Source organism: Propionicimonas paludicola (assembly GCF_002563675.1).
Taxonomy (GTDB): Bacteria; Actinomycetota; Actinomycetes; order Propionibacteriales; family Propionibacteriaceae; genus Propionicimonas; species Propionicimonas paludicola.
On the sequence record NZ_PDJC01000001.1, the window covers coordinates 1,309,888 to 1,323,673 of the forward strand.

Here is a 13,786-nt window from a genome sequence, read left to right on the forward strand (position 1 = left end):
GATTCTCCGCCAGCGACGCAGGGCTGGCCGGGCAGTGCTTCTGATCGCTGTCTGTCTCCTGGTCGGAGGTACCGCGTTTCTGGCTCCGGCGACCCTCGCCCAGGCCGACTACTCCGACTGTGTGAACTCGAACAACTCCCTGACGGTCACTCAGACGTCCACCATGGACAACCTCGCACCGGGGGTTCCCCCGGTGCCGATTGCAGGACGCGTTCTGAACAACAGCAGCGAGGAGACCACGATCTTCATTGTCGAGGTCGAGATCACCTCGGTCACGCCCAGCCCTCGCGCGCCGGCACAGAGCTGCAACGCCAGTGACTACATCCTGATCAACCCGCGGATGCCGGTCCACCGGACGCTCAAGCCGCACGAGTCAGTGCGGTTCGCCGGCGCGTCCATCGGTCTGCGCAACAAGACCACCAACCAGGACGCCTGCAAGAACGCCACGATCCACCTGCTGTACACAGCCAACCCGACCGGCTGAACCGGTCGGGTTGGGATGTGTCACTGGCCTGGAGTCCAGGCGTGGGGCGGCAGATCAGGTGAAGAGGCTCACCCCGCCCGGGCCGACTGCGAGGCCGACGATGATCAAGACGATGCCCCACAGCAGTTGCTTGCGGACGATCGCGAAAACCCCTGACACGACCAGCACGGCCGCCAGGATCCACAACAGTGTTGCCATGGTGAACTCCCTTCCTTCGAGTGCGCCGGGACGTCCATCCTGCGATGGCGTCCGACATCTATCGATTACCCGAAATCAGCGGTCAGAAACCGGCTGGTTCACCGTCTTTCGTGGACGGCCGAACCCTGGCGACCTACCGTGGGTGGGGCCAACTCCCCAACCCAGGAGCATTCATGGACGTCCGAAGGATCATCGTCGCCATCGCGGCCTCGACCAGTCTCCTGGCCGGGTCGCTCGCCTTCTCCGTACCTTCGGCGCAAGCACAGTCGACAACCGCGCCTGCGATCGTCTTTCCCACTGCGGCGAAGTACAAGTTCGCCAACTGCACGGCCCTGCACAAGGTCTACCCGCACGGCGTCGGCAAGTCGAATGCCCGCGACAAGGTGCGTGGCAAGACCAAGCCGGTGACCACCTTCAAGCGCTCAACGAGCCTGTACAACAAGATCGTCCGCTATCGCAGCGACCTCGACCGGGACAAGGACGGGGTCGCCTGCGAGAAGAAGTGATGGCTCACTGAAGCGCGTCGTGCTGCGGTCGTCGCACGCAGAGCCACACGTACGGCACTACTTGTGAAACAGCACTTGGTGTCCGCCATCGGTGAGCTTGGCCAGATGCTGCGTGAGATGGTGCCCGCAGAACTGCAGCGACAACGCAGATGGCTCCTCGCCGATCACGACAACGGCGACCGACGGGGCGACGCACAGGTCGCAGGTGTCCCTCCGCGAGGCGGACTCGCCGGCCGCGAAGTTGGCGACCGGAGGCGCTGCTCCCCGCAGGTTTTCATCGTAGGTGCCCATATTGGCTGCCTCGTCCTGGTGCCGGCGCGGGGCTCATCTTCACGGTAAAGGATGTCGGCTTCCATCGGGAAGCCTACGTCGTCGTCCGCGTGGCCCGGTCAGATGGAGGACGACTTTGCGAACTGGCAGACCGGATGGCGTCCTTTGGTTAGCGTCGACACGACGTGCGGCGAAGGAGGTCTCGGTGAGGCGACGTCCCCTGGCGGTTCGATTGGCCTTCCTGATCGCGGCCTGCGTCGTGCTGGTCGGTGGAGTGATCGTCGCCATGACCGTCTCGCGACCGACACTGAGCACGGTGTCGGAAGGCTTCGAGCTGTGTGTGCCGGCGAACCCGAGCGGCGAAGCTCTGTTCGGCTGGGATGTCTTCCGGAACGACTCCGGGCGTCCGGTGACCCTGGTCGGGTTCGCCCCCGATCAGGCAGCAGGCATCTCGGTGATCGGTGGACGCTTCCTGCTGGACGAGGAGCCCGGACCGCGAGGGGCGCAGGACGATCCTGCGCTGATCCCCTCGTCCTGGACGCCCCGGACGGTGCCGCCGGGAGCCACGGTGACCCTGGTGATCGGTCTCCGACTGACTGACCCCGCCGCGAAGGGGAGCCTTCGCGGCGGGGTCCTCGTGTCTGACTGGTGGGGTCCCCTCAGCACGGTCGCAAAGTCGACCACTGTCTACATCCTGGCCCCGACCAACTCCGTCTGCTGACCTATGCCCCGAGTGGTCTATGGGCTGGCCAGCGTCGCCTCAGCGGGCTTCAGGACGTAGCACTGGGTGCCGAACTTCTTGGTGGTGAAGTCGAAGCCGAAGCAGCTCAACACCGACTCGGGGCCACCGGCGATCACCGGAGTGTCCGGTGCGGTCGGCATGGCGGGTGTGTCCGACCAGAGCTTCTTCTCCGGGTCGTACAGGTAGCCGCGCAGCGGCACCATGCCGGCCACCGTGATCGGCCAGTACACGTCGAAGTTGCGCAGTTTGCCGGCGAAGGCGCCCTTGCCCTTGGGCAGGGCCACGGAGAACCAGGCGTCAGTGCGAGGGTCGAAGAAGCCGGCCTCGTTGGTCAGGCCGCGCCAGACGGCGTAGTGGGATTGGCTCGTAGCGAGCGACATCGGATCGAGGTGCTGGGTTTCCAACTTCGGACGATCGGAGTGTCCCACCTTGCCGGAGGCTAGATCGATGGTGTCGACCTCCCACGGCCCGGCCGGCGATGAACTCAGCATTCCCGTGAGAACGATCGAGTCCCCCACGACGGCTGCCGTGCTGGTCGTGCCACGCAGCTTCCCGTCCGGAAGATGTCGCACCCAGGTTCCCTGGGCAGGGTCGAGAGTCGAGTAGCTGATACGTCCCACCGGGCCATCCTCATTGGAAACAGCCACGAGCGCTTCATGGAACGCCCCCATGGTGATCACGTCGCCGGCAGGCAGGGGCAGGGTGCGCCAGGTGTTCGAGTCGAGGTTGTAGCCGAGCAGCGACCCGCCTCCGACCATGTAGATGGTGCGTCCGAGCAGCACTGTCTTCTGACGCGGGGTCACCGGGATGGCCCGGACGTCGTCCGGTGCAGCGGCAATGGGGCTCCACTGGTCGGTGGTCGGGTCGTAGCGGGCGCCATCGCGCAGATAGGTGGGCTCCGGGCAGTCGTCGCCCATCGGGCACAGCGGCGAGTTCGTCCCGCCGATCACGAAGAAGCTGTGATCGGCCCAGACGGCCACGCTGTAGTACCGCGGGCTCAGCGGCGAGGTCGCAGTCGGCACCCAGGTGTTCACCGGAACCTGCGCGGACGGGCTGTCGGCGGGGATGCCCGTCCCCTTGCCATTGCCGGGCAATCCCGACCAAATGACCGACACGGCGATCACCACTGCGGCCGCCGCGGCCAGTGGGGCGATCCAGCGGCGATGCAGCGGACGCGGGCTGGCCAGGACTCCCGTCCGGAGCTGGTCGAGGCTGTCGGGATGGACGCTCAGCGGCTCCGCGACGGGATCCAGCAGCTTCAACTCATCAAGCAGATCAGGCATGGCTTACCCCTTCAGTGAGGACGTGCGATTCGACGGGTTCGGACAGCTGGCTTCGAAGGCGTCCGCGTGCGCGATGCAGCCGTACTCGCAGCGTGCTGGCGCTGATCCCGAGTGCAACTGCGGCCTGCTCTTGGCTCAGCCCGTCCCAGGCCAGCAGGAGCAACAGCTCCCGGTCGTCGGCGCTCAGCGCGGCCAGTGCACGGCCGAGTTCGGAGGGCACGGCCGGTTCCGGCACGGTCTGAGTGGAGAGCTCCGCGCGCAGCCGATCGGCCATCGCATAGCGACGCCGAGTGCTGCGGTTGGTGTTGCCGAGCACCTTGCGGGCCACCCCGAACAGCCAGGGACGCTCGCTGTCGCCGGGCGGCACCTGATCGAGGCGTCGCCAGGCGATCAGGAAGGTCTCCGCGACCACGTCCGCTGCATCGGCGGGCTCGGTCACGCGCCGAACGGCGTAAGCAAGCAGCGCGGCGTGGGTGCGATCGAAGAGGCTGGTGAACCTCTCGGACGGGCTGGGCATCGGACTCCTTCTGTGGCCTTCACCGCTTACGTGTCCGCAGTCGCCTCAGCGTTACAGCGTGTCCCAGGTGAGTTGAGGCAGCGTAGTGACATCGATGCCCAGGCAACCCACGGCTCCGGATGAGGTAGCGCCCAGCCTGACGCCATGACTGTGGTGATCTCGGCAGGTGCGGGGTGGGCTTGTGCCCTTACTCCTCGGGCTTCGGCATCACCACGGTGCCGTCGTTGGTCCAAGTGCACCGGAACTTGTCGGAGCCGATGTTGCTGGCCAGCGATCCGCCTTCGGTTGCAACGCTGAGCTTGAACGACGCGATGGTGCAGACCACCTGACGGTCCTTCTTTGGCGGATCCGTGACATCGATGTCCACGCTGACGGTCTGGCCCACGAGAACCCGGTCCTTCTCGATGAGATCCTGGTCGGCGCCGGTGAATGTGAGCACCTTGGTACGCCCGTCGGTGAAGGTGACGGTCGCCGTTCCGGCCGCACCGAACTCGTTGATGACCCGCACATCCACATCCCACGCGCCCGCAGTGGACGTCGCAGTGGGTGGCGACGCCGGTGGGGACGTCGGAGCAGGCGTGGTGCCGGCACGTTCGCCGGTCGCGCATCCAACCAGCGCGAGCGCCACCACGGTCACGACCACAAGACGTCCACGCATGCTGACTCCGATCTCTCGCTCTACGGCGGGTGTACCGCAGTCCCCAGATGCCCACCCGGCCACCAACAGGCGGCGGACCGGCCGTGTGGAGACCGCACCGTCCAACGACTCGACGCTATCGGGACTTGCCCGCACCTCGCAGTTCAACCGCAATGTGTCCGCGATTGCGCACCGTGACGCCCCGAGCCGAGAGTCAGTCACGATGTGGTGCCCCTAGAGTGACCACATGCTTGTGGTGATCTCGGGTACCCATGCCAGCGGCAAGACCACGCTGATCGCGGACTTCGTGGCGCGGCATCCGGAGTTCGAGATGCTCCCCGACCCGTTCGAGATGCTCGACGAGGCCGAGATCGACCTCAGCAACGACATCTTCTTCGACCAGCTGCAGGTGGCCTCCGCACGGCTGCAAGGGCTGGCGCACAGCCGATCCTGGATCGCTGAGCGGGGGCCGCTGGACTTCCTGGCCTACCTGGACGCTCTGGTCACGCTGCGCCGCCCGACTCGCTCCCCCGATCTGTTCGCCCGCGGGCTGGAGCTCGCTGCCGAGGGCATGGCCCACGTCGACCTGCTCGTCCTTCTGCCGCTGACCGAGGCGGATGTCATTGAGGTGCCCGACGATGAGGACCCCGAACTGCGGGAGGCCACGAACGACTCCCTGCTCGAGCTTGCCGACGACCCTGACTTGCTCGGCAATGCAGCAGTGATTGAGATCACCGGCTCGGCGTCGAGCCGCCTCGCGCAGCTCGAGAGCGCCATCGAAGGCCTGGCCTGACGCTCCACAGGCACAGTGCCACAGGCGGCAATGGGCAGGGCCTCAGCAGAGTGCCTTCACTGCTTCCTCCGGATTGACCGGAATGCGCAAGAAGGTGAGCCTGGGCGCCAAAGTGACGTTCTTGACGAAGCGTTCGAAGCTCAGTGGCTGCGACACCGCGTCCAGCAGTTCGGCGACCGGCTCGCAGGCCAGGGTCTGGCGCGCCTGGGCGAGTCCGGGCACCGGCGGCGTCCGATCGGCGGCAGCGAAGCGCGCCAACGCCCAGACCTCGGGCTTGTAGGCATGTCCCACCCGGAACTGAGCGTCCGGTGCGAGCACCAGCCGTGACCCGATCGCATCACCAAGGGAGGGCGGATCGTTCACGATCACGTCCAGCCCGGAGGCTGCCCCGGCATCGCCAAGGCTGTTCAGCACCATCACGACGCCCGCTCCGGTTCGCGGAAGGCGCTGGTCCGGCTTCCCGATGCTCACGTAGTAGCTCTCTCCGCGCGCATGGTCCGCGGCGGCCTTGCGCGCCAGCTTGAAGCCGATGTCAGCGCTCCAGTTCTCGAGCGAGACGCTGGCCCCCGGCACGTCCGCCACGAACTTGGCGTAGTAGGTCCGCTCGTCGGCGATCATCCCGTTCCACAAGGCCGGACGCAGCACCAGCCCGCACACGACCGCCCAGGCCACCATGATCGGGGCGAGCGCGCGCGCCCGTCCGTTGAACGGAACGACCGCGATCGGAGCGAAGAACAGCACGGTCGCAGGCAGCAGGAAGCGGCCGTGCATGAAGTCGCCGCCCACGCTGACCACGAAGCAGGCATGGACCAGGGCGGCCACCGGGAGTATCACGAACAGCGAGCGGGCGCTCGACTCACCCTGCTCGGGGCGTGTCCTCGCCCGGGCGATGATCAGCGACGCCCCGGCCACGATCGGAATCCACAGCCAGTAGGTGCCCACGAAGTCGAGCAGATACCTCGCTCCCTGGAGGAGGGAGCCATTCGCCTTTGCCAGCGCGGTGTTCGGGACGAGCGAGGCGAAGAACCCCATCCGGAACACCTCGTAGGCCAGCGGTGCCGCGAGGGCGATGCCGGCGGCACCCAGCCACTCGGAGAACCGGCGTCGGCTCTGCCACAGCAGGGCGATGCCGAAGGCCAGCGAGATCAGGGCGAAATCCGGGCGGACCAACGGCCCCAGGCCGATCAGCGCGGCCACCGGCCAGGGCTGCCAGGCCGGATGGTTCACCGTCCCCTTCCTCAGGCGCGAGGCCAGCGCAGCGAAGCACGCCGCTATCCAGGCCATCGACAAGGAGGTCTCCAACCCGGAGGTGCCGAAATCCCAGACCGGAGGAAGTGCGGCCACAACCGCCAGCCCGGCAGGCACGAGCGCTTGGCGGTTGCTGTTCAGCGCCATGGCACCCACAGCCAGCAGGATCAGCGCCAGAGCGGTCAGCGCGGTGCCGAGCACCACCATCACCTGCCCGGTCTCGGAGCCGGGAGTGAGCACACGGCCCAGCCACACCAGCCCCAGCCATAGCGTGCTGGTGCCAACCTCGACCCGATCGTTGAGGTTGTAGACCGGGCCATGTCCGGCCAGCAACTGCTGGATCACGCGGTAGTTGATGAAGCCGTCGTCGGAGACCCAACGACGCAGCCAGACCATTGAGGTCGCCACAATCACCGGGATCGCCACCAGCGTCCAGGTCAGGACCAGGTGGCGCGTCCGCGGGAGGGTTTGGGGACTCATCTCAGTGCTCACTAAGGGCGAATCGTATCGGTGCGGACGGGCCTGCTCCCGCGCTGGCGCGCTTAGCGGATTTCGTCGGGCGGCCGCCCCTGGCGAGCGACAACTACCGGTCCTTCAGGGCGTCCAGCGGGTTGCGGGCCGGCAGAAGTCCGGCGAGCGCCGCCGTGGTGATGGACGCGGCCAGGCCCAAGGCGATGCTGCGGACCAGATGCACCTGCATGCTCGCTCCGGGGCGCAGCAGAGCGAGGGTGAGGTCGGCACCCAGCGCGGCGACCGCTGCGCCGACCAGGCTGTAGAGGGTCCACTCGATCAGCCGGGCCAGAGCCCGCTGTGCCCGCGGGGCGCCGAGGCTCTGGTACAGCCCGTCCTCGCTGCGGCGAACCCAGCGGATCAGGATCCAGATCAGTCCGAGTGCGGCTCCACCGGCCAGCGGTACCCATCGCCACGAGCGGGCCAGGTACTCGGCGTGGTAGTCACGGGTGAACTGGCCGGTCACCAGCCGGTCGGCGACGACCGTCGGCTTGTCTCCGGCACCGGGGAGCAGCCCCGGCAGGGATGCCATCAGGGTGTCCTTCGCGCCGGGCTCCGCCCACACCATGCAGGTGTCCACGGTGCCGGCGGCCGCGATAGGCAGGGCCACTCCAGCCGAGTACTCCTCGCCGAGAATGCTCAGGTCGGCCACGGTGAGTACTCGGGTTCCGGGTGTGGCACGGCGACTGGCGGCGTCCGCCACGATCGGCTTGGTGGGGTCGGGCGCGGGGTTGGCGTCGGACGGATCGGCGAGGCTGAGGCCGAGGCGTTGCCCGCTGGTGAGGCCGAAGTCCACAGCGGCGGTCGTGTTCATGACGACCCCATCGAGCGGAAGCGGTGCGGTCAGGAAGCCGGCCAGCCCGGCGGTGAAGCCGGTGACGGCGAGGTTGGACTCGGGCGCATTGGCCAGGGCGGCGCGCTGGTTGAGGTGGACCAGGCCGACCGCGGCTCGCACCCCCGGGGCGCCGTTGAGGTGTTCGCAGGCGTAGCCCGGGACGCCGGTCTCATTGGTGACCGCCAGCACCTGGCCTCCGGCGGCGACCCAGGCCCGCTCGTCGGTGACCAGTTCGGCCACTGTCAGCGCATCGGCGACCGCGATCCCGCCGAACACGGCCGCCGACAGGACGGCGATCAGCAGCCCGAGGAGCCGGCTCGCCCGTGCGTTGCGCCAGCCCTCCCCCAGCGCGAAGCCGAGCCCGGCCTGCTGGTGTGCGCGGCTCACGAGGCCACCTCCGGCTCTCGGAGTAGGCCGTCGACCAGTTCGTAGCGGCGGTCGCAGCGAGCAGCCACGGCCGGGTCGTGGGTCACGACAATCAGACCGCGCTCGGCCCTGGCCAGCAGCAGGCACTCCACGATCTGGTCGGTGGTCACTCGGTCGAGCTGGCCGGTGGGTTCGTCCGCCAACAGGAACGGACGGTTGCTGGCTAGTGCCCGGGCGATCACCACCCGCTGCAGCTCGCCACCAGAGACCTTGCGAGCCGGTGCGTCCGCCAGGGCGTCCAGGCCTACCTCGCGGAGCCTGCGTTTCGCGATCGCCAGGGCCTCACGGCGCGATCGGCCATCGACCAGCGGTCCCAGCGCGACGTTGTCGAGCACGCTGCGGTTGGCCAGGACGTTGACGGTCTGCAGCACCCAGGACACCTGGCGGCCCACCGCCGAATCTCCGTCCACCTCGACCCGTCCGGTCCGGGGACGCTGCATGCCGCCCAGCAGAGACAACAGCGTGGTCTTGCCCACCCCACTCGGTCCGACGATGGCGACTGCCTCGCCGGTGGAGGCGCTGAACTCCACACCGTCCAGGATTGGACGGTCGTCGTAGCCGAACCACAGATCGTGGGCGCTCAGCCGCATGTCAGCTCGGGACGGACTTCGGCCGGGTTAGCCAGCACGTTCGTCAGCGGAAGATCGGCCGGCACTGTCACTCCACCCAGGCCGCCACCGAGCGGGATCACCGCGGTTGGCGCGGCGTCCACTGAAGCGAACACGCAGGTGCGTCCATCGGCGCTGGTGACGATCGCGGAAGCCGGGACGATCTTCACCCGCTGCGGGGTAGTCGACACCACACGTCCGATGCCCTCGGTGGCCGCGCCGAGCGCTGCCTTGAGCTTGGTGACGTCCTTGGGGTCGGTGATCCTGCCGCTGCCCAGCGTGTAGGGCACTTGGACGCCGCCCACGTCCACGACCTGTGCGCCGTCCTGCGCGATCCCTCCCGCAGGCTCGGCCACGGTGATCGCCCGAAGCGCGGGCTGAGTGGTGAACAGCACATCCCCGGCCGCCACGTTTCGACCAGCGCTGCTTTGCAGCTCGGCCACCACAGCCTTCTGTGGCCCCACCCACGCCACCAGGCCCAGATCGAAGGTGCCGGTCGGCTTCACCCCGAGGCTCCGCTCCCACGCCTTGATGGCGCGCTGCGTCGCCGAGCCGAAGCGGCCGTCGGGAGCGGCCTTGGAGAACCCGCGGGCAGCCAACCACTCCTGCAGCTGGCGGACGTCCGGGCCGCGGTCGCCACGCCCGATGCTGCGGTACGGCGCCGTCGGCCCGACCATGGCCACGATCGGACGCCCATCAACCCTGGCCACCGTCTTCCCGTCGGACACCGCGGAGCCCGGGGCCACCAACAGCTGGGTCAGGACGCCGGACCCGCGCGACACCACCTGGCCAGGCGCATCGAAGATCGCCTTCAGCGGCACAGTTGTGGCCTGGTTCACGGTGTTGTCTGTCACCGGCAGCACCACGGGAACCGGGTCGGCTGCGGCGATCGGGACCGGAGTGACCCGGTCGGCGAGCACAGCGACAGCGATCATTCCGCCCACCAGGAGACCGGCGATCGCCGCCACTATCAGCTGGCCGGCTCCGCGGGGCCGCCGCCTGGGCGGTGCGCTGACAGCGGCGTCCTCGTGGGAAGCGGCGTCCTCGTGGGAAGCGGCGTCCGCGCGAGAGGCGGTCATGACTTACTCACTCCCGCCTTCTCGAAACAGTCGACCCCGGACCTGTCCTCGACCGGGTTCGATGCCTGAATCGCCTCCTCGCGAGTGGGCTCGTCCTTCACGGTGCCGCCATTCTTGCGAATGCAGGCCACCACTGCCGGACGGAACTTCACGAAGTATTTCTCCATCGCCTCGATCGAGGAGGGCTGGGTTTGGTACTGCATCTCCACAAACTGGCTGTATCGCTTCAGGCAATCGTCGCCAAGCGCGGTGGCCTGCTCTTCAGTCATGCCGGTGACCTGCGAACTCCAGCCATAGTTGAGCTGCGGCAGCCCGGTCCTGTCAGTCCGTTGAGGGGGTAACACATCGATGCCAGCCTTGCGCATGCAGGTCAGTGCCAGATTCACCGCCGACTCGTAATCGGCGTAGCTGACATCGCCCTTTTTCAGGATGGCGATCTGGGACGCATCCGCCCCCGCCGTCCGCGCGTCCTGGACGATCTGCGGGTCGGCGGCCCCAGATGGAGACGGGTTCCCCGGCGTTGTTGGTGGCTGCACCGAAGCGGAGCACCCAGCAACAACCACCAGGCAGCTCAATGCCAAGAAGCTGCCGACCCTTGTCAGTAATGCTTTCGCGGCGCCCATGCCGCCCTCCTCCGCGCTCGCACTTCGCGTTGGTGTTCGCTCCTTGGCAGGTTAGCTTGCGGCGCTATGCGGTGTGGGCGCATTCGACCTAGTCGTACAGATTCGGAAATGCGCCGGGAGCACGGGTAGCAGGAATGCCTGCTAGAGGGTCGATCATGAGGTTCAAGGGTGCGAGCGGCTACACGAGTGAGAATATGTCAGCATGCGCCCTGGCACCGTGCTCCGCGACGACGCAACGCCGCTGTATCGGCCCTATGAAAACGTGATCGAGACCTGGGATCAGCTACACCGAGAGATCGACCAGTTCGGCGACATCTTCCACAGCGAGCAGTTCGTCTGGCGCGGCCAGTCCAACGCCGTGTGGGGCCTGTGGAGCTCGCTGTATCGAGAGCTCGCCAGACAACTCGGTAAAGTCCCAACGGAGGAAGACCTTGTCGAGTCAGAAAGGCAACTCCTTACCCTTGCGCGCACGGAGTGGCGGCTGGACGGCGTTCCAGCGCTTTCCCTTTTCGGGCAGATGCAACATGTGGGGGTACCGACCCGGCTGATTGACGCCACTACTAACCCCCTAATTGCCGCGTGGTTCGCAGTCTCCGACCGGCCAGGCGCCGATGGAAGGCTGTTCGCGTTCACAGCCAAGAGCACTCTCCAACTCAACTCGAGGTGGAATGGCAACACTCCGCGTTGGCATCGACGACTAGACGATCCAACTCTGGCGGACTGGGGGCTTGGAGGGGGTAGCTGGATCTGGCAACCCCCCGCGCTCCACGCACGCATTCCTGCTCAAAGCGCAGTGTTCCTCCTTGATGGGGTCCCGACAGAGGCTGGCCATCGCTTCCCGCGTCTCCAGCCCGGCTCGAGCTCGACGTACACCGCAGCACAGACCCGTGAGTTCGCGTCCATACCGATCAGGTTCTGGCAAATCCGCTTGCGAGGCGAGGCGCCAAGCAAGGGCACGGTATTCACCTATCGCATCACTGCAGCGGCCAAGCATTCGATCCGGCACCAGCTTGAGAAGCGCTTCGGGTACTCCTTCGCGACGATCTACCCCGACATCGAGGGTCTCGCCCAGTATGTGCGCAACACACCAGAGAGTCTCATCCGCGGCGCGATCGACACCCGTCGATAGTGTCTGACGCACTCTCGGCCGAAGCATCGGCGAGCGATGCCGGTAGATAAGGCCCCAAGGAGGCCAAGCGGCGGGTGAGGCTGGCGGAGGTAGCTTGTACTCAGGCCTCCATCCGGCAGGTGACCATGGTGCCTCGCTCAAGGTCGGTCCGGCCAAGGGATCTGCCGCGTGGCCGTTCATGAATCGTCAGCCGGGCCGTCTATGGTGATGGCAATGAGCGCCATAACGCCGCAAGAGGCACCACAGAACTACGGCGAGGTCTTCACTCGTCGGTGGGTGGTTGATGCGCTACTAGACCTAACGCACTACACCGCCGACCGTGACCTCGGTGGGTTGACGGCTGTTGAGCCTTCCGCCGGGTTGGGTGCGTTCCTCTTCCCCATGGTGGAGCGACTGATCGCGAGTGCTTCGGCCCACGGCCGCGATCTTAGGTCCTTGAGTTCCGCGATCCGAGCCTGGGAGCTTCAGCCCACGAACGTCCAGACGCTGCGCTCCCGTGTGCGCCGACTCCTCATCGACGCCGGTGCTTCAAACCTTGACGCGCACCACCTTGCCCATCAGTGGATCATCGAGGGAGACTTCCTCCTGCCACCGGGGGATGACTTGCTGACATGCGACGCGGAGCCGACGGTGGCCGATGTCGTCGTGGGCAACCCCCCATACATCCGGTTCGACGACCTTCCTGGTGCAATGGCCGCGGCTTACCGGCAGCGCTGGTCGACGATGGCTGGCCGTGGCGACATCTACGTCGGGTTCTTCGAACGTGGCCTGCTGATGCTCAAGCCAGGAGGCAAGCTCGGCTTCATCTGCGCAGACCGCTGGATGCGCAACGCCTATGGCGCCAAGCTTCGCGCCATGATCTCGGAGCGGTTCGCAGTGGAGACCCTGTGGCAGATGCACGATGTGGCTGCCTTTGAAGCCGAGGTGAGCGCGTACCCGGCGATCACAATCCTGGCCAACCGGGCACAGGGGCGAGTGACGCTCCTCGATGCGACGTCCGACTTTGGGGCCGAATCGGCGCACCAAGCGATTGCCTTCATCGCGTCGGGCGCAGACGAGGTCTCTCGCGCGGACTTCCGGGCCGCGCGACTCGATGACTGGTTTGAAGGCTCTGACCTGTGGCCGGCCGGTGGCCCGAAGTTGATTCGAATCCTTGAAGACCTGAACGAGCGTTTCCCCACGCTCGAACAGACTGGTCGGGACACTCGGATCAGCATTGGAGTTGCGACCGGCGCCGACAAGGCATACGTGGTCAGTCCGGGTTCGGTAGACGTCGAACCTGATCGCCTGACGCCCCTCGTCATGGCTGAGGACGTGCGCTCGGGCCGGCTGACCACGCCAAGGAAGGTTCTCATCAATCCGTGGGACGACGAAGGTCAGTTGGTCGACATCAAGCGGTACCCGCGTATGGCGAAGGCGCTCGCGGGCCACTCGAGCGTCACCGACCGATTCGTTGCGAAGAGGAACCCAGCGGGTTGGTACCGAACGATTGACAAGGTCTACCCAGGCTTGGCACAGCAGCCGAAGCTGCTGCTACAGGACATGAAGGCCCAGATCACTCCCGTCCTCGAACCGGGTGGCTTCTACCCGCACCACAACCTCTACTACATCGTCTCGACGGGCTGGGATCTGGAGGTACTCGGAGGTCTGCTGCTCTCGCGGGTTGCCGAGGCATTTGTCGACGCGTACGGCGTCAAGATGCGTGGTGGGACATTGCGCTTCCAGGCGCAGTACCTACGCAAGATCCGCGTTCCGGCACCGGAGTGCATCCCCGTCGAGATAGAGGATGCCCTACGGAACGCGTTCCGCGCCTACGACCGTGACAAAGCAACACGGGCAGCGGAGGTCGCCTACGGACTGCCCGAAGGAACCTTCTAGCGCAGCTCCGCAGCGCCGGC

16 protein-coding genes are annotated in these 13,786 nt (G+C 66.6%); 6 read left to right on the forward strand and 10 right to left on the reverse strand.

The window, feature by feature from the left end; genetic code table 11:
- Positions 1 to 34: 34 nt before the first annotated feature.
- Positions 35 to 484, forward strand: a complete 450-nt coding sequence (locus tag ATK74_RS06035) for a hypothetical protein (protein WP_143483575.1) — start codon at positions 35 to 37, stop codon at positions 482 to 484.
- Positions 485 to 538: 54 nt separating this feature from the next.
- On the opposite strand, the gene ATK74_RS15320 is transcribed toward ATK74_RS06035, so the two are convergent.
- Positions 539 to 682: a GPGG-motif small membrane protein gene (locus ATK74_RS15320; RefSeq protein WP_169923754.1), complete on the reverse strand. Its 144-nt coding sequence runs from the start codon at positions 680 to 682 to the stop codon at positions 539 to 541.
- 173 nt (positions 683 to 855) lie between these two features.
- On the opposite strand from ATK74_RS15320, the gene ATK74_RS06040 reads away from it, so the two are divergent.
- Complete coding sequence (locus ATK74_RS06040; RefSeq protein ID WP_098460189.1) at positions 856 to 1,188, forward strand: excalibur calcium-binding domain-containing protein; 333 nt, start codon at positions 856 to 858, stop codon at positions 1,186 to 1,188.
- Positions 1,189 to 1,245: 57 nt separating this feature from the next.
- Here ATK74_RS06040 and ATK74_RS06045 read toward each other — a convergent pair whose 3' ends face one another.
- The gene (locus ATK74_RS06045; protein WP_098460190.1) at positions 1,246 to 1,479 is read right to left on the reverse strand and encodes a DUF7455 domain-containing protein; all 234 of its coding nucleotides are present in this window, start codon (positions 1,477 to 1,479) and stop codon (positions 1,246 to 1,248) included.
- A 184-nt stretch (positions 1,480 to 1,663) separates the two neighbouring features.
- Between ATK74_RS06045 and ATK74_RS06050 the strand changes: the two genes are divergently transcribed.
- The gene (locus ATK74_RS06050; protein ID WP_143483576.1) at positions 1,664 to 2,179 is read left to right on the forward strand and encodes a hypothetical protein; all 516 of its coding nucleotides are present in this window, start codon (positions 1,664 to 1,666) and stop codon (positions 2,177 to 2,179) included.
- Between the two features lie 17 nt (positions 2,180 to 2,196).
- On the opposite strand, the gene ATK74_RS06055 is transcribed toward ATK74_RS06050, so the two are convergent.
- The 3 genes from ATK74_RS06055 to ATK74_RS06065 form a co-directional block, all read right to left on the reverse strand.
- The gene (locus tag ATK74_RS06055) at positions 2,197 to 3,483 is read right to left on the reverse strand and encodes a Kelch repeat-containing protein (protein ID WP_098460192.1); all 1,287 of its coding nucleotides are present in this window, start codon (positions 3,481 to 3,483) and stop codon (positions 2,197 to 2,199) included.
- Positions 3,476 to 4,000 (reverse strand): RNA polymerase sigma factor, encoded by a 525-nt coding sequence (locus ATK74_RS06060; protein WP_098460193.1) that lies wholly within the window; start codon positions 3,998 to 4,000, stop codon positions 3,476 to 3,478. The genes ATK74_RS06055 and ATK74_RS06060 overlap by 8 nt, the downstream gene beginning before the upstream one ends.
- 187 nt (positions 4,001 to 4,187) lie before the next feature.
- The gene (locus ATK74_RS06065; RefSeq protein ID WP_169923755.1) at positions 4,188 to 4,643 is read right to left on the reverse strand and encodes a hypothetical protein; all 456 of its coding nucleotides are present in this window, start codon (positions 4,641 to 4,643) and stop codon (positions 4,188 to 4,190) included.
- A 241-nt stretch (positions 4,644 to 4,884) separates the two neighbouring features.
- Between ATK74_RS06065 and ATK74_RS06070 the strand changes: the two genes are divergently transcribed.
- Entirely contained in the window at positions 4,885 to 5,430 is a 546-nt protein-coding gene (locus tag ATK74_RS06070) for an AAA family ATPase (protein WP_098460195.1), read from the forward strand.
- Positions 5,431 to 5,472: 42 nt separating this feature from the next.
- Here the strand turns inward: ATK74_RS06070 and ATK74_RS06075 are convergent, their stop codons facing one another.
- The 5 genes from ATK74_RS06075 to ATK74_RS06095 form a co-directional block, all read right to left on the reverse strand.
- Positions 5,473 to 7,158 carry an arabinofuranosyltransferase AftB family protein gene (locus tag ATK74_RS06075; protein WP_143483578.1) on the reverse strand — a complete coding sequence of 562 codons (1,686 nt, stop codon included), beginning with the start codon at positions 7,156 to 7,158 and terminating at the stop codon, positions 5,473 to 5,475.
- 103 nt (positions 7,159 to 7,261) lie between these two features.
- Positions 7,262 to 8,410: a hypothetical protein gene (locus ATK74_RS06080; RefSeq protein WP_098460197.1), complete on the reverse strand. Its 1,149-nt coding sequence runs from the start codon at positions 8,408 to 8,410 to the stop codon at positions 7,262 to 7,264.
- Positions 8,407 to 9,039: an ABC transporter ATP-binding protein gene (locus tag ATK74_RS06085; RefSeq protein WP_098460198.1), complete on the reverse strand. Its 633-nt coding sequence runs from the start codon at positions 9,037 to 9,039 to the stop codon at positions 8,407 to 8,409. Before ATK74_RS06085 ends, ATK74_RS06080 begins: the two co-directional genes overlap by 4 nt.
- Positions 9,030 to 10,136, reverse strand: coding sequence for a peptidoglycan-binding domain-containing protein (locus tag ATK74_RS06090; RefSeq protein ID WP_098460199.1), 1,107 nt, complete (start codon positions 10,134 to 10,136; stop codon positions 9,030 to 9,032). The genes ATK74_RS06085 and ATK74_RS06090 overlap by 10 nt, the downstream gene beginning before the upstream one ends.
- Positions 10,133 to 10,759 (reverse strand): hypothetical protein, encoded by a 627-nt coding sequence (locus ATK74_RS06095; RefSeq protein WP_098460200.1) that lies wholly within the window; start codon positions 10,757 to 10,759, stop codon positions 10,133 to 10,135. Before ATK74_RS06095 ends, ATK74_RS06090 begins: the two co-directional genes overlap by 4 nt.
- A gap of 202 nt (positions 10,760 to 10,961) precedes the next feature.
- Between ATK74_RS06095 and ATK74_RS06100 the strand changes: the two genes are divergently transcribed.
- Together ATK74_RS06100 and ATK74_RS06105 are read left to right on the forward strand one after the other, a co-directional pair.
- Positions 10,962 to 11,888 (forward strand): FRG domain-containing protein, encoded by a 927-nt coding sequence (locus ATK74_RS06100; protein ID WP_098460201.1) that lies wholly within the window; start codon positions 10,962 to 10,964, stop codon positions 11,886 to 11,888.
- A gap of 213 nt (positions 11,889 to 12,101) precedes the next feature.
- Positions 12,102 to 13,766: an Eco57I restriction-modification methylase domain-containing protein gene (locus ATK74_RS06105; protein ID WP_211283296.1), complete on the forward strand. Its 1,665-nt coding sequence runs from the start codon at positions 12,102 to 12,104 to the stop codon at positions 13,764 to 13,766.
- Positions 13,767 to 13,786: the final 20 nt, after the last annotated feature.